This is a genomic window from Pseudomonas paraveronii, assembly GCF_963681955.1.
Taxonomy (GTDB): Bacteria; Pseudomonadota; Gammaproteobacteria; order Pseudomonadales; family Pseudomonadaceae; genus Aquipseudomonas; species Aquipseudomonas paraveronii.
Map to the genome: position 1 here is coordinate 6,394,114 of NZ_OY817130.1, position 18,038 is coordinate 6,412,151.

The window sequence follows — 18,038 nt, forward strand, 5'->3', positions numbered from 1 at the left end:
ATAACTCAGCTCTTTTTGATTTTGACCGGGCGTTTCCAACCGTCGATGTTGCGCTGGCGGGCGCGGGCTACGGCTAGTTGGGACTTATCCACATCCTGATTGATGGTTGAGCCGGCAGCGGTGTTCGAGCCATCGCCAATAGTCACGGGGGCAATCAGCGAATTGTTGGAGCCGATGAATACGTCTTCACCAATAGTGGTCTGGTATTTGTTGGCACCATCGTAGTTGCAGGTGATGGTGCCGGCGCCGACGTTGGTCCGCGCGCCGATCACCGCATCGCCCAGGTACGTCAGGTGGCCGGCCTTGGCGCCTTCGCCCAGATGGGCATTTTTCAATTCGACAAAGTTACCCACATGGGCCTTGGCTTCCAACACGCTGCCCGGACGCAACCGTGCAAACGGACCGGCATCGCTGCCCTCACCCATCACCGCACCGTCGAGATGGCTGTTGGCCTTGATCACCACACCCTTGCGCAAGGTGCTGTCCTTGATCACGCAGTTCGGGCCAATCACCACGTCGTCTTCAATGATCACGCGACCTTCAAGAATCACGTTGATGTCGATCAGCACATCCCGGCCCACGGTGACTTCACCACGTACATCAAAGCGCGCCGGGTCGCGCAGGGTCACGCCCTGGGCCATCAGGCGGCGGCCTTCGCGCAATTGGTAGTGGCGCTCCAGTTCGGCCAATTGTTTGCGGTCGTTGGCGCCCTGCACTTCCATCGGGTCGTGGGGCTGTTCGGTGGCGACCAGCAAGCCATCGTTGACGGCCATTTCGATCACGTCGGTCAGGTAGTACTCGCCCTGGGCGTTGTTGTTGGACAGACGGCTCATCCAGTCCGCCAGGCGGTTGGCCGGTACCGCAAGAATCCCGGTGTTGCCTTCGGTGATGGCGCGCAGGGCGTCGCTGGCATCTTTGTGCTCGACGATGGCCGCGACCTTGCCGTCGGCGTCGCGCACGATGCGGCCGTAGCCGGTAGGGTCATCGAGTTCGACGGTGAGCAGGCCCATCTGGCCAGGCACGACGTGCTTGAGCAGGCGTTGCAGGGTTTCCACTTCGATCAGGGGCACGTCGCCGTAGAGGATCAGCACCGTGTCGGCTTTGATGAACGGCACGGCTTGGGCGGTTGCGTGGCCGGTGCCCAGTTGCTTGTCTTGCAATACGAAATTCAGGTCTTCCGCAGCCAAGCGCTCACGCACCACATCGGCACCGTGGCCGATGACGACGTGGATGCGTTGCGGGGCCAGTTGCCGGGCGCTGTGGATAACATGGCCAAGCATAGAGTTACCGGCCACCGGATGCAGCACCTTGGGCAAGGCCGAGCGCATGCGGGTGCCCTGGCCTGCGGCGAGAATGACGATTTCTAGAGACATGAATGGCTACCAATCCTGGGCGGTCCGGCTTCAGACCAGAGAAGTGTTTTGCAAAAAAAGAAAAAGGGTAGCCGAGGCTACCCTTTTTAATCAATCACGCATGAGGCTTAACGGCTTAGCCGCCAAACTTCTTGCGGATCTGCTGGACGGTACGCAGCTGAGCTGCGGCCTCGGCCAGACGAGCGGCAGCAGAACCGTAGTCGAAATCTGCGCCTTTTTCGTTCAGGGCCTTCTCGGCGGCCTTGACGGCTGCCTGAGCGGAGGCTTCATCCAGGTCAGCAGCACGTTGCACGGTGTCGGCAAGTACCTTGACCATGTTCGGCTGAACCTCGAGGTAACCACCGGAGATGTAAAACACCTCCCGGTCCCCGCCTTGCTTGGTCAGAGTGATCGGACCTGGCTTCAAACTGGTGATCAACGGCGCGTGGCCCATGGCAATACCCAGGTCACCGAGTTCGCCGTGTGCAATCACCATTTCTACCAGACCGGAGAAGATTTGCCCTTCCGCGCTGACGATATCGCAATGGACTGTCATAGCCATCTGATTGCCTCAACCTGATGAGCGCCCGTTGCCGGGCGCCGGGATTACAGTTTCTTGGCTTTCTCGATCGCTTCTTCGATGCCGCCGACCATGTAGAACGCTTGTTCTGGCAGGTGGTCGTAGTCACCGTTGAGGATGCCTTTGAAGCCAGCAATGGTGTCTTTCAGGGAAACGTATTTACCCGAGGCACCGGTGAAGACTTCAGCCACGAAGAACGGCTGCGACAAGAAGCGCTGGATCTTACGAGCGCGGGATACCAACTGCTTGTCGGTTTCCGACAGCTCGTCCATACCCAGGATCGCAATGATGTCCTTCAGTTCTTTGTAACGCTGCAGCACGTACTGAACGCCGCGAGCGGTGTCGTAGTGCTCCTGGCCGATCACGTTCGGGTCCAGTTGACGCGAAGTCGAGTCGAGTGGATCGACCGCTGGGTAGATACCCAGGGAAGCGATGTCACGGGACAGAACGACGGTGGCGTCCAAGTGGGCGAAGGTGGTCGCTGGCGACGGGTCGGTCAAGTCATCCGCAGGTACGTATACCGCTTGGATCGAAGTGATCGAACCTTCCTTGGTCGAAGTGATACGTTCTTGCAGAACGCCCATCTCTTCAGCCAGGGTCGGCTGGTAACCTACTGCCGAAGGCATACGGCCCAGCAGTGCGGATACTTCAGTACCGGCCAGGGTGTAACGATAGATGTTGTCGACGAACAGCAGAACGTCGTTACCTTCGTCACGGAACTTCTCGGCCATGGTCAGGCCAGTCAGAGCTACGCGCAGACGGTTTCCCGGCGGCTCGTTCATCTGACCGTAAACCAGTGCCACTTTGTCCAGAACGTTGGAGTCCTTCATCTCGTGGTAGAAGTCGTTACCCTCACGAGTACGCTCACCCACACCGGCGAACACGGAATAACCGCTGTGCTCGATGGCGATGTTACGGATCAGTTCCATCATGTTTACGGTCTTGCCTACACCGGCACCACCGAACAGACCGACTTTACCGCCCTTGGCGAACGGGCAAACCAGGTCGATAACCTTGATGCCGGTTTCCAGCAGGTCGTTGCCGCCAGCTTGTTCCGCGAACGAAGGTGCTGGACGGTGAATGCCCCAGCGCTCTTCGGTGTCGATCGGGCCAGCTTCGTCAATCGGGTTACCCAGAACGTCCATGATCCGGCCCAGGGTCGCTTTACCGACCGGTACGGAGATGGCAGCGCCAGTGTCCAGAACACCCAGACCGCGCTTCAAGCCCTCGGTGGAACCCATTGCAATGGTACGAACCACGCCGTCGCCCAGCTGCTGCTGAACTTCCAGAGTGGTGCCTGCATCGCTTTGTACTTTCAAAGCGTTGTAGATGCTCGGTACGCTGTCGCGTGGAAATTCCACGTCGATAACGGCGCCGATGATTTGAACGATACGTCCGCTACTCATAGCTGGATCCTCTGAATATTTGAACCGTTAAACCGCGGCAGCGCCGCCGACGATTTCCGAGATCTCTTGGGTGATCGCAGCCTGACGCGCCTTGTTGTAGATCAGCTGCAAATCGCTGATCAGATCACCGGCGTTATCGGTAGCGTTTTTCATCGCGATCATCCGCGCCGCTTGTTCAGCTGCGTTGTTCTCGACCACCGCCTGGTACACCTGCGACTCCACGTAGCGCACCATCAAGCCGTCAAGCAGCTCTTTGGCGTCTGGTTCGTAGAGGTAGTCCCAGTGGTGCTTGAGTTCCTGATCCGGAGTCGCCACCAGTGGAATCAATTGCTCCACGGTTGGCTGCTGGGTCATGGTGTTGATGAACTTGTTGGATACCACGGACAGTCGATCAATCCGACCTTCCAGGTACGCATCCAGCATCACCTTCACACTGCCGATCAAATCATTGATCGACGGCTCTTCACCCAGGTGGCTGATAGCTGCAACGACGTTACCGCCGAAGCTGCGGAAAAAGGCCGCACCCTTGCTACCAACTACACACAGATCGATCTCGACGCCGTTTTCGCGGTTTACCGCCATGTCCTTGACCAGGGCCTTGAACAGGTTGGTATTCAAACCACCGCACAAACCACGGTCACTGCTCACAACCACATAACCCACACGCTTAACTTCGCGGTCGATCATGAACGGGTGGCGGTATTCCGGGTTGGCGTTGGCCAGATGCCCAATTACCTGGCGGATACGCTCCGCATAAGGACGGCTAGCCGACATGCGCATTTGTGCCTTGCGCATTTTGCTGACCGCCACTTTTTCCATGGCGCTGGTAATTTTTTGCGTGCTTTTGATGCTCGCAATCTTACTGCGAATCTCTTTTGCGCCTGCCATGTAACACCTATCAGGTTAGCAAGCGGGAGCCTTGCGGCTCCCGCTGCGGCTTACCAGGTTTGGGTGGCCTTGAACTTCTCGATACCGGCTTTCATGCCAGCGTCGATATCGTCATTGAAGTCACCCTTCACGTTGATCTTCGCCATCAATTCGGCGTGATCGCGGTTGAAGTAAGCAATCAGCGCTTGTTCAAAGCTGCCGACCTTGGCGATTTCAACGTCGGTCAGGAACCCACGCTCAGCGGCATACAGCGACAACGCCATGTCAGCGATCGACATTGGGGCGTATTGCTTCTGCTTCATCAGCTCGGTAACGCGCTGACCATGCTCAAGTTGCTTACGGGTCGCTTCGTCCAGGTCAGAAGCGAACTGGGCGAATGCCGCCAGTTCACGGTACTGAGCCAGAGCGGTACGGATACCACCGGAGAGCTTCTTGATGATCTTGGTCTGAGCGGCACCACCCACACGGGATACCGAAACACCGGCGTTCACTGCAGGGCGGATGCCCGAGTTGAACATGGCCGATTCCAGGAAGATCTGACCGTCGGTGATGGAAATCACGTTGGTCGGAACGAACGCGGAAACGTCGCCAGCCTGGGTTTCGATGATCGGCAGTGCGGTCAGGGAACCGGTTTTGCCGGTCACTGCGCCGTTGGTGAACTTCTCTACGTATTCTTCCGAAACGCGGGATGCGCGTTCCAGCAGACGGGAGTGGAGATAGAACACGTCGCCTGGGTAGGCTTCACGGCCTGGTGGACGGCGCAGCAGCAGGGAAATCTGGCGGTAAGCCACTGCTTGCTTGGACAGATCGTCATAAACGATCAGCGCGTCTTCACCGCGGTCGCGGAAGAATTCACCCATGGTGCAACCGGAGTACGGTGCCAGGAATTGCAGCGCAGGAGATTCCGAAGCACTGGCAGCCACGATGATCGTGTTGGCCAGGGCGCCGTTTTCTTCCAGTTTGCGAACCACGTTGGCGATGGTCGATTGTTTCTGACCGATCGCTACATAGACGCAGTAAATGCCGCTGTTCTTCTGGTTGATGATCGCGTCGATCGCCAGAGCGGTTTTACCGATCTGACGGTCACCGATGATCAGCTCACGCTGGCCACGGCCGACTGGGATCATGGCATCGACAGCCTTGTAGCCAGTCTGTACAGGCTGGTCTACCGACTTACGCCAGATCACGCCTGGAGCAACTTTCTCGACCGCATCGGTCTCGGTGTTGTTCAGCGGACCTTTGCCGTCAACTGGGTTACCCAGTGCGTCGACTACGCGACCCAGCAGTTCCTTACCAACCGGAACCTCCAGGATGCGGCCGGTGCACTTGGCGCTCATGCCTTCAGCCAGACTGGTGTACGCGCCCAATACAACGGCACCTACGGAGTCTTGCTCCAGGTTGAGGGCCATACCGTAGACGCCGCCCGGAAACTCGATCATCTCGCCGTACATGACGTCGGCCAGACCGTGAATCCGCACGATGCCGTCAGATACGCTGACGACAGTGCCTTCGTTACGGGCTTGGGAGGTCACATCGAGCTTGTCGATGCGGCCCTTGATAATTTCACTTATTTCGGAAGGATTGAGTTGCTGCATTGCTCTGCTGCCCCTTCAAACTCAAGATTTCAATGCTTCGGCAAGGCTCGCGAGTTTGCCGCGAACCGAGCCATCGATAACCAGGTCGCCGGCGCGAATGACAATGCCCCCAATGAGGGATTTGTCTTCCGCAACTTGCAGGCGCACTTCCCGGTCGAGTCGTGCACTGAGAACCTTGGCGAGTTTGTCTTGCTGTTCTTGGTTCAATGCAAAAGCACTGGTCACTTCAACGTCTACCGACTTCTCTTGCTCGGCCTTGTACAGGTCGAACAGAGCGGCAATCTCCGGCAGAAGCGGGAGACGGTCGTTTTCGGCAACGACGTGGATGAAGTTCTGCACTTTCACATCGAACTTGTCGCCGCACACGTCAATAAACGTGGCGGCCTTGTCTGCGCTCGTCAGGCGCGGGGCCTTGAGCACGCGCTGCATGGTGTCGTCTTGTGACACTGCTGCAGCCAGGCCGAGCATGGCTGACCAAGAGGCCAGCTGCTGGTGGGCCTGGGCGTGCTCGAAGGCTGCCTTAGCGTAAGGTCGGGCCAACGTGGTCAGTTCTGCCATGATCGCCCTCGCTTAAATTTCAGCAGCCAGTTTATTAACCAGCTCCGCGTGCGCGTTTTGATCGATTGTGGCACCGAGGATCTTCTCGGCACCGCCGACCGCCAGAGCACCCAATTGGGCACGCAGCGCGTCTTTGACGCCGTTCAGTTCCTGTTCGATCTCGGCATGAGCCGAAGCCTTCACACGGTCAGCTTCGACGCGGGCTTTTTCAACAGCCTCTTCGACGATCTGGTTGCCGCGCTTCTTGGCTTGCTCAATGATTTCAGCTGCCTGTGCTTTAGCATCGCGCAGTTGATGACCCACTTTCTCTTGGGCCAACTCCAGGTCGCGAGCTGCACGGCTGGCAGCGTCCAAACCATCCGCGATCTTCTTCTGACGTTCGTGCAAAGCCGCGATGACCGGAGGCCACACGAACTTCATGCAAAACACTACAAAAATGAAGAACGCAACGGATTGGCCAATCAGGGTTGCATTAATGTTCACGCCAACACCTCGCTCATTCGTTGTCCATCACCCCAATCAACTCGAAAATTCGAGTGATTAGCCAGCGAGTTGACCAACGAAGGGGTTCGCGAAGGTGAAGAACAGAGCGATACCAACGCCGATCATGGTCACGGCGTCGAGCAGACCGGCGACGATGAACATTTTAACTTGCAGCATTGGGACCATTTCTGGCTGACGCGCTGCGCCTTCCAGGAATTTGCCGCCAAGCAGGCCGAAACCAATGGCAGTACCCAGGGCGCCCAGGCCGATCAACAGTGCAACAGCGATAGCGGTTAGACCAACTACAGTTTCCATCTTTCCTCCCGACTTTTACGTCGTATGGTTTAGGTTTTTTAGATTTTAAAGCGGTAAAACAAATCGTTTCATAGCCCTTTCAGGCCACCTTCCCGTTTTACCGGGAAGGACATCAGACTAGTCGAGACTGGTCTTAATGGTTCTCTTCGTGCGCCATCGACAGGTAGACGATGGTCAGCATCATGAAGATAAACGCCTGCAGGGTGATGATCAGGATGTGGAACACAGCCCACGCCCACTGCAGAACAATGCCCAGGCCGCTAAGCCAGAGCAGACCGCTGCCGAACATCACAGCGATCAGAATGAACACCAGCTCGCCGGCATACATGTTGCCGAACAGTCGCAAGGCCAGGGAGATCGGCTTGGCAACCAGGGTCACGAATTCCAGCAGGAAGTTCACCGGGATCAGCAGGGCTTGAACGAAGATGTTCTTGCTGCCGAACGGGTGCAGGGTCAGTTCGCCGATGAAGCCGCCGATGCCCTTGACCTTGATGCTGTAGAAAATGATCAACGCGAACACCGACAGGGCCATGCCCAGGGTGGCGTTAGGGTCAGTGGTGGACACCGCACGGAATGGAATGTGGTGATCGCCAGTGATCAGGATGGCCAACTGAGGAATCCAGTCGACCGGAATCAGGTCGACGGCGTTCATCAGGAACACCCAGACGAAGATGGTCAGTGCCAGCGGCGCAATCACCGGGCTACGGCCATGGAAGCTGTCTTTCACGCTGCCATCGACGAATTCGACCAATACTTCAACGAAGTTCTGCAGGGCACCTGGTTGACCGGAAGTCGCCTTCTTTGCCGCCATGCGGAAAATCAGGACGAAGATCAGACCCAATGCGACCGACCAGCCCAGAGTATCCAGGTGGAAAGCCCAGAAGCCCATTTCTTTGGCTTCTGCTGCGGTGTGGGCGAAGCCCCAGCCGCCGTTGGGAAGCTGACCGAAGGTCAGGTTCTGCAAGTGGTGCTGGATATAGCCCGAAGCGGTTGTTTCTGCCATGGTTGCCTCAAACGCCCTAAGGTTTCGAAAGTCTTGTTTTCATTAGCAGGGGAGCGAACCAGCTGACCAGTTGGGTCAACACGAAGACGCCGAATACAGCCAGCGGCGCCAATGGCTTCACACCTGCAAAGGTCAGCGCAAACAGCACTGCCGTCAAAATCAATTTCCCCGCCTCGCCGGCATAAAAGGACCGGACGATAGCCTGGGCTGCTCGGGCGCCGGAAAACCGAAAGGCCCTATGAGCAAAATACATATTGGGCAGCAAAGCTATCAGGCCTCCGCAGAGTCCAGAGTACCCGGCTACGACGCCATGCCAATACCAAAGCGCCAGTGCGGCGATCAGCAAAATGACAAATTGCGCCATTAACACCGGGAAAACCGCCAAGCGATGGAACGACGACGTGTTTGGCGTGCGGGTTTCCACCACTCTTGCTCCTCAATGGTCGGCTGCCGGAAATCAATAACTTGGCATAATTTGTGCCGACAAAATGCGCGCAGAGTATAGGGGCGGTTCTGCCCCTATTCAACTGGTAGGTAGTGATTTCCGATCACGCGCTACATAAGCAAATGTTTCAGCGGATGTGGGCAAGCACGCCCTGAAGCTCATCGAGCGAGTTATAGCCGATGACCAATTGGCCTTTGCCTTTCTTACCATGCCGAATCTGCACCGCAGAGCCAAGGCGCTCGGCCAGGCGCTGTTCGAGACGGGCGATATCCGGATCAGGTTTGGCCGTTTCGACCGGTGCAGGTTTGCCACTGAGCCACTGCCGAACCAGGGCCTCGGTCTGACGAACGGTGAGGCCTCGTGCGACAACGTGTCGCGCCCCTTCAACCTGTTGATTTTCCGGTAAACCGAGCAAAGCACGCGCATGCCCCATTTCCAGGTCGCCATGGGAAAGCATCGTCTTGATGACTTCCGGCAGTGCGATCAGGCGCAGCAGGTTAGACACGGTCACGCGGGATTTACCCACCGCATCGGCCACTTGTTGCTGGGTCAGCTGGAATTCCTGCTGCAAACGCTGCAAGGCGATCGCTTCTTCGATCGGATTGAGGTCTTCGCGCTGAATGTTCTCGATCAACGCCATGGCGATGGCGGTTTCATCCGACACATCGCGCACCATCGCCGGGATGGTTTCCTTGCCAGCCTGTTGGCTCGCGCGCCAGCGACGTTCGCCGGCGATGATTTCAAAGCGGCCGCCGCCAATCGGGCGTACCACGATCGGCTGCATCACACCCTGGGCCTTGATCGAATTGGCCAGTTCTTCCAGCGCCTGGGGGTCCATGTCCCGGCGGGGCTGGTATTTGCCGCGCTGGATCAGGTCCAGCGGCAGATGCTGCAGCTCGCGCTCGTCGGCCTGTACCGCTTGTTCTTCAAGGGTCGTGACAGTCGGACCACTCAGCAGTGCATCCAGTCCACGTCCGAGACCTCGTTTCTTGACGGCCATGGGGTTTCCTTAAGTTGGCTGGGCTGCAGTGGTACGGGAGTTGCGGCGTTGACGACGAACCATCTCGCCGGCCAATGCCAAGTAGGCAATGGCACCACGAGAGGACTTGTCGTAAGCCAGCGCGGGCATGCCATAGCTTGGCGCTTCGGCCAGGCGGATGTTGCGTGGGATCACGGTGTCGTAAAGCTGATCGCCGAAGTGTTCCTTGAGCTGCGCCGACACATCGTTCATCAGGCTCAGGCGCGGGTCATACATGGTCCGCAGCAGCCCTTCGACTTTCAGGTTCGGGTTGAGCAGTTCGGCAATGCGCTTGATGTTATCCACAAGGTCGCTCAAGCCTTCGAGGGCGAAATACTCGCACTGCATCGGAATGATCACGCCATCGGCGGCCACCAGTGCATTGAGCGTCAGCATCGACAACGACGGCGGGCAGTCGATCAAGATGTAATCGTAATTCTCGCGAATCGGCGCCAAGGCGCTGCGCAGACGGCTTTCTTTCATCTGCATTTCCAGCAGAACCACTTCCGCCGCCGTCAAATCGCGGTTGGCCGGCAGCAGTTGATAACCGCCGTGTTCGGAATAGTGCATGGCCTGGGCCAGGTCGCACTCGCCAATCAGCAAGTCGTAGACCGAGTTTTCCAGGCCGTGTTTATCCACACCGCTACCCATGGTGGCGTTGCCCTGTGGATCGAGATCAATCAACAGCACCCGGCGCTTGGTCGCGACCAGGGATGCTGCGAGGTTGATGCAGGTGGTGGTTTTACCCACGCCACCTTTCTGGTTCGCTATCGCGAATACCTTAGCCATTCTTGCTTGTGTTCCCAATCATGCCGTGCGGCGCAGTATCAGCAGATGGCGTTGGCCTTGGCAACCGGGTACGGCCAAGGCGTGTTCGCTATCGAGGTGGAAGTCTGCCGGCAATGCTAGCAGCTCGTCGCTTGGATGAACGCCCTTCATTGCCAGCCAACGGGTGTCACGGTCGCCTAAGTGGCGGGTCCAGTTGCTGAAGTTCTCCATGCTGCTGAAAGCCCGGGAAACAATTCCGTTGAAAGGCTGCGGCGGCGTGAAGGCTTCAACGCGACTGTGGATAACTTGCAGGTTGTCCAGCTTCAGCTCGAGTTTGACCTGAGTCAGGAAGCGGGTCTTCTTGCCGTTACTGTCCAGGCACGTCACTTGCGACTCGGGAAACAGGATGGCCAGGGGAATGCCGGGCATGCCGCCGCCGCTGCCGACGTCGAGCCAGCGGCCGTTTTCGATGAACGGCATCACGCTCAGGCTGTCGAGCAGGTGGCGCGAGACCATTTCGTCGGGATCGCGCACTGCCGTGAGGTTGTAAGCCTTGTTCCATTTGATCAACAGGGCCAGGTAGCCCAGCAGCAACTCATGCTGCGCGGCGCTCAGGTCGACGCCCAACTGGCGTGCACCTGTGGATAACTCTTCGGCGTGTTGCGAGGTGACCAACGAACTCAAGCGCTTTGCTCCAACTGACGGCCCGCGCCGCGTTTTTTCAAATGAATCATCAACAGCGAAATGGCTGCCGGGGTGACGCCGGGAATACGTGAAGCCTGGCCCAAGGTTTCCGGCCGAGTTATCCCCAGCTTGCTTTGGATTTCTTTCGACAGCCCGGAAATCCCGGTGTAATCGATATCCACAGGCAGCTTGATGTCTTCACTGGCGCGCAGACGAGCGATCTCATCCTGCTGGCGATCAATGTAACCGGCGTACTTGGTTTTGATTTCGACCTGTTCGGCGACCTGTGGATCGTCTGCACCGCCGCCGGTCACTTCAATCAGGCCGGCGTAATCGATTTCCGGACGGGACAGCAGGTTCAGCAGGTTGTACTCGTGGGTCAGCGGCGTGCCGAATTTTTCGGCGATCGCGTCGCCTTGCTCGGTGCCCGGGCGAACCCAGGTGCTTTTCAGGCGTTGCTCTTCCAGGTCGATGCTTTCGCGTTTTTTGCAGAAAGCCGCCCAACGCGCGTCATCCACCAAGCCCAACTCGCGGCCTTTTTCGGTCAGGCGCAGGTCGGCGTTGTCTTCACGCAGGATCAGACGGTATTCCGCCCGCGATGTGAACATTCGGTATGGTTCCTGGGTGCCCAGGGTGATCAGGTCGTCAACCAACACGCCGATGTACGCTTCATCGCGACGCGGACACCAGCTGTCTTTGCCCTGTGCGCGCAACGCGGCGTTGGTCCCGGCCAGCAAACCTTGGGCGCCGGCTTCTTCGTAACCGGTGGTGCCGTTGATTTGCCCGGCGAAGAACAGACCGCCGATCACCTTGGTTTCCAGGCTGTATTTCAGGTCACGCGGGTCGAAGTAGTCGTACTCGATGGCGTAGCCGGGACGCACGATGTGCGCGTTTTCCATGCCGCGAATCGATTGCACGATCTGGATTTGCACGTCGAACGGCAGGGACGTGGAAATCCCGTTCGGGTACAGCTCGTGAGTGGTCAAGCCTTCGGGCTCGATGAAGACCTGGTGGCTTTCCTTGTCGGCAAAGCGGTGGATCTTGTCTTCGATCGACGGGCAATAACGTGGCCCGATACCTTCGATCACCCCGGAATACATCGGCGAACGGTCGAGGTTCGCCGCGATGATTTCGTGGGTACGGGCGTTGGTGTGGGTAATCCAGCAGCTCACCTGTTTCGGGTGCTGTTCTTTCGAGCCCATGAACGACATCACTGGAATCGGGGTATCGCCGGCCTGCTCGGTCATCACCGAGAAATCTACGGAACGGCCATCGATTCGCGGCGGCGTACCGGTTTTCAGGCGACCGACCCGCAGCGGCAGTTCGCGCAGACGTTGTGCCAGGGCAATCGACGGCGGATCGCCGGCTCGGCCACCGGAATAGTTCTGCATGCCGATGTGGATAAGTCCGCCGAGGAAGGTACCGGTGGTCAACACCACGGATTCTGCGAAGAAACGCAGGCCCATCTGGGTGACAACACCGCGTACCTGGTCCTGTTCGACGATCAGGTCATCGGCGGCTTGTTGAAATATCCACAGATTCGCCTGGTTTTCCAGGGTTTCGCGTACCGCCGCCTTGTACAGGATGCGGTCGGCTTGTGCCCGAGTAGCACGCACGGCGGGGCCTTTGCGGCTGTTCAGCACACGAAATTGGATACCACCTTTGTCGGTGGCCATGGCCATGACACCGCCAAGGGCGTCGATTTCCTTGACCAGATGGCTTTTGCCGATGCCGCCAATGGCAGGGTTGCAACTCATGGCACCAAGGGTTTCCACGTTGTGCGTCAGCAACAGGGTTTTTACGCCCATGCGTGCTGAGGCCAGTGCTGCCTCGGTACCGGCATGACCGCCGCCGATGACGATCACTTCAAAACGGGAAGGGAAATCCACCACGCACCTCGTGCCTGCTTATGTAGGTAATTAGGAATTGATTGGTTGAGCTGGTTTTAGAGCTTTGGCGGCAAGTATAGGGACTTAGCCCTTCCTAAAGAACCCTTTGCACAAAATTTAACCAGCTGTGGATGAATCACAGACAATAGAAATTAAAAGAGAGAAATATATTAAATCTTTGTTTTTATGTTTATTTTTACTGAGCCTACTTTCTGTGGATAGATCTCTACAGCCCTTAATTTACGTTGTGTACAGCGATTCAAAAGTCTGTGGTCATGTGCCCATGAGCGGCGTGGATAAGTGCTCTAAGCCTGTGGATTAAACAGGTGGTTATCCACAGAGGGGTTTTTGCTCAGGTTTCAAGGCCTGTTATCAACCGAGCACAAGGGCGGTTATTCACAGGGCTTAATCCACAGAAATAGACGCACCAACGCAAATTGCGCCCACGGCAAAGCCGCCAATGGCTTGGTCATGGGAGGGAAGCGGTTGAAATAACGGAAACAGACAGGCACGAATGGCCTGTCTGTGGACAACGAAGGATTATTTACCGATACAGAAGCTGGAAAAGATCCTTCCCAGCAGATCATCCGAGCTGAACGCACCGGTGATCTCGCCCAACAGTTGCTGCGCCTGGCGTAAATCCTCAGCCAGCAGCTCACCGGCGCCCGCCAAGGTCAGCTGTGCCCGACCGTGCTCCAGCGCCGTGCTGGCATGGCGCAGCGCCTCCAGGTGCCTGCGACGGGCACTGAAGCTACTTTCCGACGTCTGCTCATAGCCCATGCAGGCTTTGAGGTGTTCACGCAGCAACTCCAGACCATCCCCGGCCGACTTGGCGCTCAGGCTGATAGTAACGTGGCCATCCGCGCTGGTTTCCATGGCAATGGCTTCGCCGGTCAGGTCGGCCTTGTTGCGGATCAAGGTGACTTTGGCCGGGTCGGGCCGTTGCTCGAGGAATTCCGGCCACAGGGCGAACGGGTCCACCGCCTCGGGCGCGGTGGCGTCTACCACCAGCAGCACGCGGTCGGCTTCGCCGATGGCCTTGAGGGCGCGTTCCACGCCGATCTTTTCCACTTGGTCGTCGGTGTCACGCAGGCCGGCGGTGTCGACGACGTGCAGCGGCATGCCGTCGATGTGGATATGTTCGCGCAGGATATCCCGGGTGGTGCCGGCAATCTCGGTAACGATCGCCGCCTCACGGCCCGCGAGGGCATTGAGCAGGCTGGATTTGCCGGCGTTGGGGCGCCCGGCAATCACCACGGTCATGCCGTCACGCAACAACGCGCCCTGCCCGGCTTCGCGCAGCACTGTGGATAACTCGTCGCGGACTTTATCCAGCATCGCCAACACATGGCCATCGGCAAGGAAGTCGATTTCTTCTTCCGGAAAATCAATCGCCGCTTCCACATAGATGCGCAGGCTGATCAGTTGCTCGGTCAGGTTATGCACACGCAGGGAAAATGCCCCCTGCAGCGAGCGCAAGGCATTGCGCGCCGCCTGTGCAGAACTGGCCTCGATCAAATCGGCAATGGCTTCGGCCTGGGCCAGGTCGAGTTTGTCGTTGAGGAATGCACGCTCGCTGAATTCTCCCGGCCGGGCCAGGCGACAGCCCAGTTGCAGGCAGCGCTGCAGCAACATATCCAGTACGACGGGGCCGCCGTGGCCCTGCAGTTCAAGGACATCTTCACCGGTAAAGGAATTTGGGCCCGGGAAATAGAGGGCCAGGCCTTCGTCCAGCACCTGGTTGTCGGCATCCAGAAACGCGCCGTAATGGGCATAGCGCGGCTTCAATTCACGACCGCTGATGGCCTTGGCGGCCATGCCGGCGAGCGGCCCGGAAATTCGAACGATACCGACACCGCCGCGACCTTGTGCGGTCGCGACAGCAGCGATGGTTTCACGAGGAGCGCTCATCAGCAGGTTCCAGAACAAAAGTGACGGAAAGCAAAACGCCCCACTAGGGGGCGTCTTGAGTGGTTATCCACAGAGTAAGTTACGCCTCGGCTTTTTTGGTAGCCGCTTCGATCTTACGTGTGATGTACCACTGTTGAGAGATCGACAACACGTTGTTGACCACCCAGTACAGCACCAGACCAGCCGGGAACCACAGGAAGAAGAAGGTGAAGATGATTGGCATCATTTTCATCACCTTGGCCTGCATCGGGTCCGGCGGCGTCGGGTTCAGGCGCTGCTGGATGAACATGGTCGCGCCCATGATGATCGGCAGGATAAAGAACGGGTCTTTGATCGACAGGTCAGTTATCCACAGCATGAACGGCGCCTGGCGCATTTCCACGCTTTCCAGGAGTACCCAGTACAGCGACAGGAACACCGGCATCTGTACCAGAATCGGCAAGCATCCACCCAGCGGGTTGATCTTCTCTTTCTTGTACAGCTCCATCATGGCCTGCGACATTTTCTGCCGGTCATCGCCATGTTGTTCTTTCAGTGCGGCCAGTTTCGGGGCCACGGCACGCATGCGCGCCATCGATTTGTAGCTGGCGGCCGACAGTGGGAAGAAGATCCCCTTGATCAGCATCGTCAGGAAGATGATCGAGAAGCCCCAGTTGCCGACGATGCTGTGGATATGTTGCAGCAGCCAGAAGATCGGCTGGGCAATGAACCACAGGATGCCGTAATCCACAGTCAGTTCCAGACCTGGGGATAACTCTTTGAGCACAGCCTGGCTTTTCGGGCCGGCGTACAGGGTCGCGCTGGTTTCAGCCTTGGCACCTGGTGCGACGGTCAACGCCGGGCCAGTAAAGCCAATGATGTAGTTGCCCTGGCTGTCTTTGCGGGTTTGAACCAGATTGGCTTCACCCCTGTTCGGAATCCAGGCGGTCACAAAGTAGTGTTGCAACCAGGCAACCCAACCACCTTGGACGGTTTCTTTCAGCGCGCCCTTGTCGATATCTTTCATCGACACTTTTTTGTACGGCTCGTTACTTGTCCACAGGGCGGCGCCCAGGTAAGTCGCGGTGCCGGTGGCGGTGCTGGAAGAAGGATCCGAGCTGCCATCACGCTTGAGCTGGGCAAACAGGTTGCCGCTCCACGGTTTGTTGCTTTCGTTGTCGATCAGGTAAGTGACCTTCAAGTCGTACAAACCACGGGTGAAACTGAAGCGTTTGATGTAATTGACGCCGTCGAGGCTGAATTTCAGGTCGACGTTCAACTGGTTCTGGCCGTCTGCCAGTTGATAAGTCTTCTGTTCGGTCGAATAAACCGGACGACCGGTAGCACGTGCATCAGGACCGTTGGTGCCGGTCAGGCCGCTTTGGGCCAGATAAACACGTTCGCCGCCGTTATCGAACAGCTGGAACGGAACATCCGGATGGTCTTGGCGACGTGGATACAGCGGCAGTTTCAGCTGCGCGATATCACCACCTTGTGGATCGATAGCCAGGTCGAGCACATCCGTTTTCACATGGATGAGGTCTTTATTGGTGACAACTGGCGTTTCTACAGGGGCGCTTGTCTCGCCATTCGCGCTGGGAACATCGGCACTCGCGGACGCATTGTTACCCAGCGGGGTGTCCGGAATAGCCGGCGCAGCCTGATTGGCAGCAACATTCTGAGTCGGCAGGGCAGCTTGGCCATAATCCTGGTTCCACTTAAGAACCATGACGTAGGACACGATTGCCAGGGCGACGATCAGGATCGTGCGTTTAATATCCATGATTACTCGGCCATCGAAGAAGAACGGGAGGTAGGGATAGGTGGAACCGGGTCATAACCACCGGGATTCCACGGATGACAGCGACCTAAACGACGAAAGGTCAGCCAGCCACCGCGCAGAAGACCATGATTTTCTATGGCCTCTAACGCGTAGCAGGAACAACTGGGGTAGAAACGACAGTGGTTGGCCATCAGAGGACTAATGGCATAGCGGTAAAACTGGATCGGAACGAGGGCCAGTTTACGCATCGGTGCTGTCTACCCCTACAGTTTCGGTGCTGACTACTGGTGCTGGCGTGTGGGTACGCGCCAAACGTTTCCAGAGCTTGCCGAAATGCTGAATCAATTCGGGGTTTTCTACGTCCCCCAAGCCTTTGCGCGCGACGATAACAATATCCCAACCAACCAGAGTGTCCTGGTGGAGGCGAAACGATTCGCGCATCAGACGCTTGAGGCGATTGCGCTCAACGGAGAGCTTTACGCTCTTCTTGCCGATCACCAGCCCGAGACGGGGGTGATCCAGATCGTTGTTACGCGCAAGGAGCAGGAGATTTTTCCCCGGAACCTTGCCGGTGGGGGAGTCAAAGACTGCCTTGAAGTGCCGGGGGGTTAGCAGACGCTTTTCCCGACTGAAGTCCTGACTCACCACCAGTACCGGATTATCAAACTGCCAGACGCGCACGACCTTTGGCGCGGCGACGCGACAGGACTGCACGGCCGTTCTTGGTAGCCATGCGAGCACGGAAGCCGTGAGTACGGGCGCGTTTGATGGTGCTTGGTTGGAAAGTACGTTTCATGGCGTTGTTACCTGGTTCGTCCACAACGGGCCGGAATGGCCCCCGTTTTAAGAGACCGGCGATTCTAGAGAAAGCAAGCCTCTAGGTCAATTTCCAACCAGCTTTTCCTTGAATTAGTTCTTTGCAGGGCATCAGCGCTTTTCTGTCCGATCGCCGTCCAGAGGCAATGGCATAGATATAAAAATAAAGAAGGAAGTTATTTAAAGCTTTTCTGTAAAGCTTATAAAAGCTAGGCAGGCAATCTTCTGTGGATAACTACCTCAAGGCCATATTCTACGTGATGTACAGAGAATGACAACACGGGGGAGAAACGGTGCTCTGCCTGTGCTGCGCTGTCGGATAAGCTGTGGGTGGAATGGGTTGTTATCCACAGGCCAGTTACCCACAGACTTTCGACCCCACTTGTACAACGAGCTCAGGGGCGCTTATCCACAGAGCTTATGCACAGACCATTGGTCGCCTTTATTCACGTTAAGGCGTTGATTTTGGCTGGCCTGTGCGCAACCTACATGTGGATAAGTGGACGGCTGACCGCTACAATGGCGGCTGTTTTTGCCTCACCGGCTTTCAACTTAGGGGATATCC

Annotated in this window: 19 protein-coding genes; all 19 read right to left on the reverse strand. The window is 57.3% G+C overall.

All coding sequences use genetic code 11. The features are described from left to right. Positions 1-5: 5 nt before the first annotated feature. Positions 6-1,373, reverse strand: a complete 1,368-nt coding sequence (gene glmU, locus U5A08_RS29660) for a bifunctional UDP-N-acetylglucosamine diphosphorylase/glucosamine-1-phosphate N-acetyltransferase GlmU (RefSeq protein ID WP_253400229.1) — start codon at positions 1,371-1,373, stop codon at positions 6-8. 115 nt (positions 1,374-1,488) lie between these two features. Beyond that, positions 1,489-1,914, reverse strand: coding sequence for a F0F1 ATP synthase subunit epsilon (locus U5A08_RS29665; RefSeq protein ID WP_017848931.1), 426 nt, complete (start codon positions 1,912-1,914; stop codon positions 1,489-1,491). Between the two features lie 44 nt (positions 1,915-1,958). Then, positions 1,959-3,338 (reverse strand): F0F1 ATP synthase subunit beta, encoded by a 1,380-nt coding sequence (gene atpD / locus U5A08_RS29670; protein WP_010565871.1) that lies wholly within the window; start codon positions 3,336-3,338, stop codon positions 1,959-1,961. 27 nt (positions 3,339-3,365) lie between these two features. Then, on the reverse strand, positions 3,366-4,226 hold the full coding sequence (atpG, locus tag U5A08_RS29675; RefSeq protein ID WP_253400230.1) for a F0F1 ATP synthase subunit gamma: 861 nt from the start codon (positions 4,224-4,226) through the stop codon (positions 3,366-3,368). 50 nt (positions 4,227-4,276) lie between these two features. Further along, positions 4,277-5,821: a F0F1 ATP synthase subunit alpha gene (atpA, locus tag U5A08_RS29680; protein ID WP_010565869.1), complete on the reverse strand. Its 1,545-nt coding sequence runs from the start codon at positions 5,819-5,821 to the stop codon at positions 4,277-4,279. A gap of 21 nt (positions 5,822-5,842) precedes the next feature. Next, positions 5,843-6,379 (reverse strand): F0F1 ATP synthase subunit delta, encoded by a 537-nt coding sequence (locus U5A08_RS29685; RefSeq protein WP_247396723.1) that lies wholly within the window; start codon positions 6,377-6,379, stop codon positions 5,843-5,845. Positions 6,380-6,391: 12 nt separating this feature from the next. Further along, on the reverse strand, positions 6,392-6,862 hold the full coding sequence (locus U5A08_RS29690) for a F0F1 ATP synthase subunit B (RefSeq protein ID WP_015886647.1): 471 nt from the start codon (positions 6,860-6,862) through the stop codon (positions 6,392-6,394). Positions 6,863-6,919: 57 nt separating this feature from the next. Next, entirely contained in the window at positions 6,920-7,177 is a 258-nt protein-coding gene (gene atpE / locus U5A08_RS29695) for a F0F1 ATP synthase subunit C (protein ID WP_002555987.1), read from the reverse strand. 133 nt (positions 7,178-7,310) lie between these two features. After that, complete coding sequence (atpB, locus tag U5A08_RS29700) at positions 7,311-8,180, reverse strand: F0F1 ATP synthase subunit A (protein WP_053258795.1); 870 nt, start codon at positions 8,178-8,180, stop codon at positions 7,311-7,313. 16 nt (positions 8,181-8,196) lie between these two features. Beyond that, positions 8,197-8,604, reverse strand: a complete 408-nt coding sequence (locus tag U5A08_RS29705; RefSeq protein ID WP_321849672.1) for a F0F1 ATP synthase subunit I — start codon at positions 8,602-8,604, stop codon at positions 8,197-8,199. 148 nt (positions 8,605-8,752) lie between these two features. Next, positions 8,753-9,625 carry a ParB/RepB/Spo0J family partition protein gene (locus tag U5A08_RS29710; RefSeq protein WP_253400231.1) on the reverse strand — a complete coding sequence of 291 codons (873 nt, stop codon included), beginning with the start codon at positions 9,623-9,625 and terminating at the stop codon, positions 8,753-8,755. A gap of 9 nt (positions 9,626-9,634) precedes the next feature. Then, positions 9,635-10,432, reverse strand: a complete 798-nt coding sequence (locus tag U5A08_RS29715) for a ParA family protein (protein ID WP_247396734.1) — start codon at positions 10,430-10,432, stop codon at positions 9,635-9,637. 18 nt (positions 10,433-10,450) lie between these two features. Next, positions 10,451-11,095 carry a 16S rRNA (guanine(527)-N(7))-methyltransferase RsmG gene (gene rsmG / locus U5A08_RS29720; RefSeq protein WP_253400232.1) on the reverse strand — a complete coding sequence of 215 codons (645 nt, stop codon included), beginning with the start codon at positions 11,093-11,095 and terminating at the stop codon, positions 10,451-10,453. Beyond that, entirely contained in the window at positions 11,092-12,984 is a 1,893-nt protein-coding gene (mnmG, locus tag U5A08_RS29725; protein ID WP_321849674.1) for a tRNA uridine-5-carboxymethylaminomethyl(34) synthesis enzyme MnmG, read from the reverse strand. The genes rsmG and mnmG overlap by 4 nt, the downstream gene beginning before the upstream one ends. Before the next feature lie 540 nt (positions 12,985-13,524). Then, positions 13,525-14,895: a tRNA uridine-5-carboxymethylaminomethyl(34) synthesis GTPase MnmE gene (gene mnmE, locus U5A08_RS29730; RefSeq protein ID WP_321849676.1), complete on the reverse strand. Its 1,371-nt coding sequence runs from the start codon at positions 14,893-14,895 to the stop codon at positions 13,525-13,527. Positions 14,896-14,974: 79 nt separating this feature from the next. After that, on the reverse strand, positions 14,975-16,657 hold the full coding sequence (gene yidC, locus U5A08_RS29735; RefSeq protein ID WP_253400233.1) for a membrane protein insertase YidC: 1,683 nt from the start codon (positions 16,655-16,657) through the stop codon (positions 14,975-14,977). A gap of 2 nt (positions 16,658-16,659) precedes the next feature. Beyond that, the gene (yidD, locus tag U5A08_RS29740; protein WP_003213574.1) at positions 16,660-16,905 is read right to left on the reverse strand and encodes a membrane protein insertion efficiency factor YidD; all 246 of its coding nucleotides are present in this window, start codon (positions 16,903-16,905) and stop codon (positions 16,660-16,662) included. Next, entirely contained in the window at positions 16,898-17,305 is a 408-nt protein-coding gene (gene rnpA, locus U5A08_RS29745) for a ribonuclease P protein component (protein ID WP_373423788.1), read from the reverse strand. The genes yidD and rnpA overlap by 8 nt, the downstream gene beginning before the upstream one ends. Positions 17,306-17,318: 13 nt before the next feature. Beyond that, positions 17,319-17,453 carry a 50S ribosomal protein L34 gene (gene rpmH / locus U5A08_RS29750; RefSeq protein WP_003213577.1) on the reverse strand — a complete coding sequence of 45 codons (135 nt, stop codon included), beginning with the start codon at positions 17,451-17,453 and terminating at the stop codon, positions 17,319-17,321. Between the last annotated feature and the right edge of the window lie 585 nt (positions 17,454-18,038).

Coding starts and splice junctions, on each gene's coding strand:
- U5A08_RS29710 (WP_253400231.1), bottom strand. CDS start 9,625: ATGGCCGTCAAGAAACGAGGTCTCGGACGTGGACTGGATGCACTGCTG.
- atpD (WP_010565871.1), bottom strand. CDS start 3,338: ATGAGTAGCGGACGTATCGTTCAAATCATCGGCGCCGTTATCGACGTG.
- atpB (WP_053258795.1), bottom strand. CDS start 8,180: ATGGCAGAAACAACCGCTTCGGGCTATATCCAGCACCACTTGCAGAAC.
- glmU (WP_253400229.1), bottom strand. CDS start 1,373: ATGTCTCTAGAAATCGTCATTCTCGCCGCAGGCCAGGGCACCCGCATG.
- rpmH (WP_003213577.1), bottom strand. CDS start 17,453: ATGAAACGTACTTTCCAACCAAGCACCATCAAACGCGCCCGTACTCAC.
- atpA (WP_010565869.1), bottom strand. CDS start 5,821: ATGCAGCAACTCAATCCTTCCGAAATAAGTGAAATTATCAAGGGCCGC.
- yidD (WP_003213574.1), bottom strand. CDS start 16,905: ATGCGTAAACTGGCCCTCGTTCCGATCCAGTTTTACCGCTATGCCATT.
- atpE (WP_002555987.1), bottom strand. CDS start 7,177: ATGGAAACTGTAGTTGGTCTAACCGCTATCGCTGTTGCACTGTTGATC.
- atpG (WP_253400230.1), bottom strand. CDS start 4,226: ATGGCAGGCGCAAAAGAGATTCGCAGTAAGATTGCGAGCATCAAAAGC.
- U5A08_RS29715 (WP_247396734.1), bottom strand. CDS start 10,432: ATGGCTAAGGTATTCGCGATAGCGAACCAGAAAGGTGGCGTGGGTAAA.
- U5A08_RS29665 (WP_017848931.1), bottom strand. CDS start 1,914: ATGGCTATGACAGTCCATTGCGATATCGTCAGCGCGGAAGGGCAAATC.
- mnmE (WP_321849676.1), bottom strand. CDS start 14,895: ATGAGCGCTCCTCGTGAAACCATCGCTGCTGTCGCGACCGCACAAGGT.
- yidC (WP_253400233.1), bottom strand. CDS start 16,657: ATGGATATTAAACGCACGATCCTGATCGTCGCCCTGGCAATCGTGTCC.
- U5A08_RS29685 (WP_247396723.1), bottom strand. CDS start 6,379: ATGGCAGAACTGACCACGTTGGCCCGACCTTACGCTAAGGCAGCCTTC.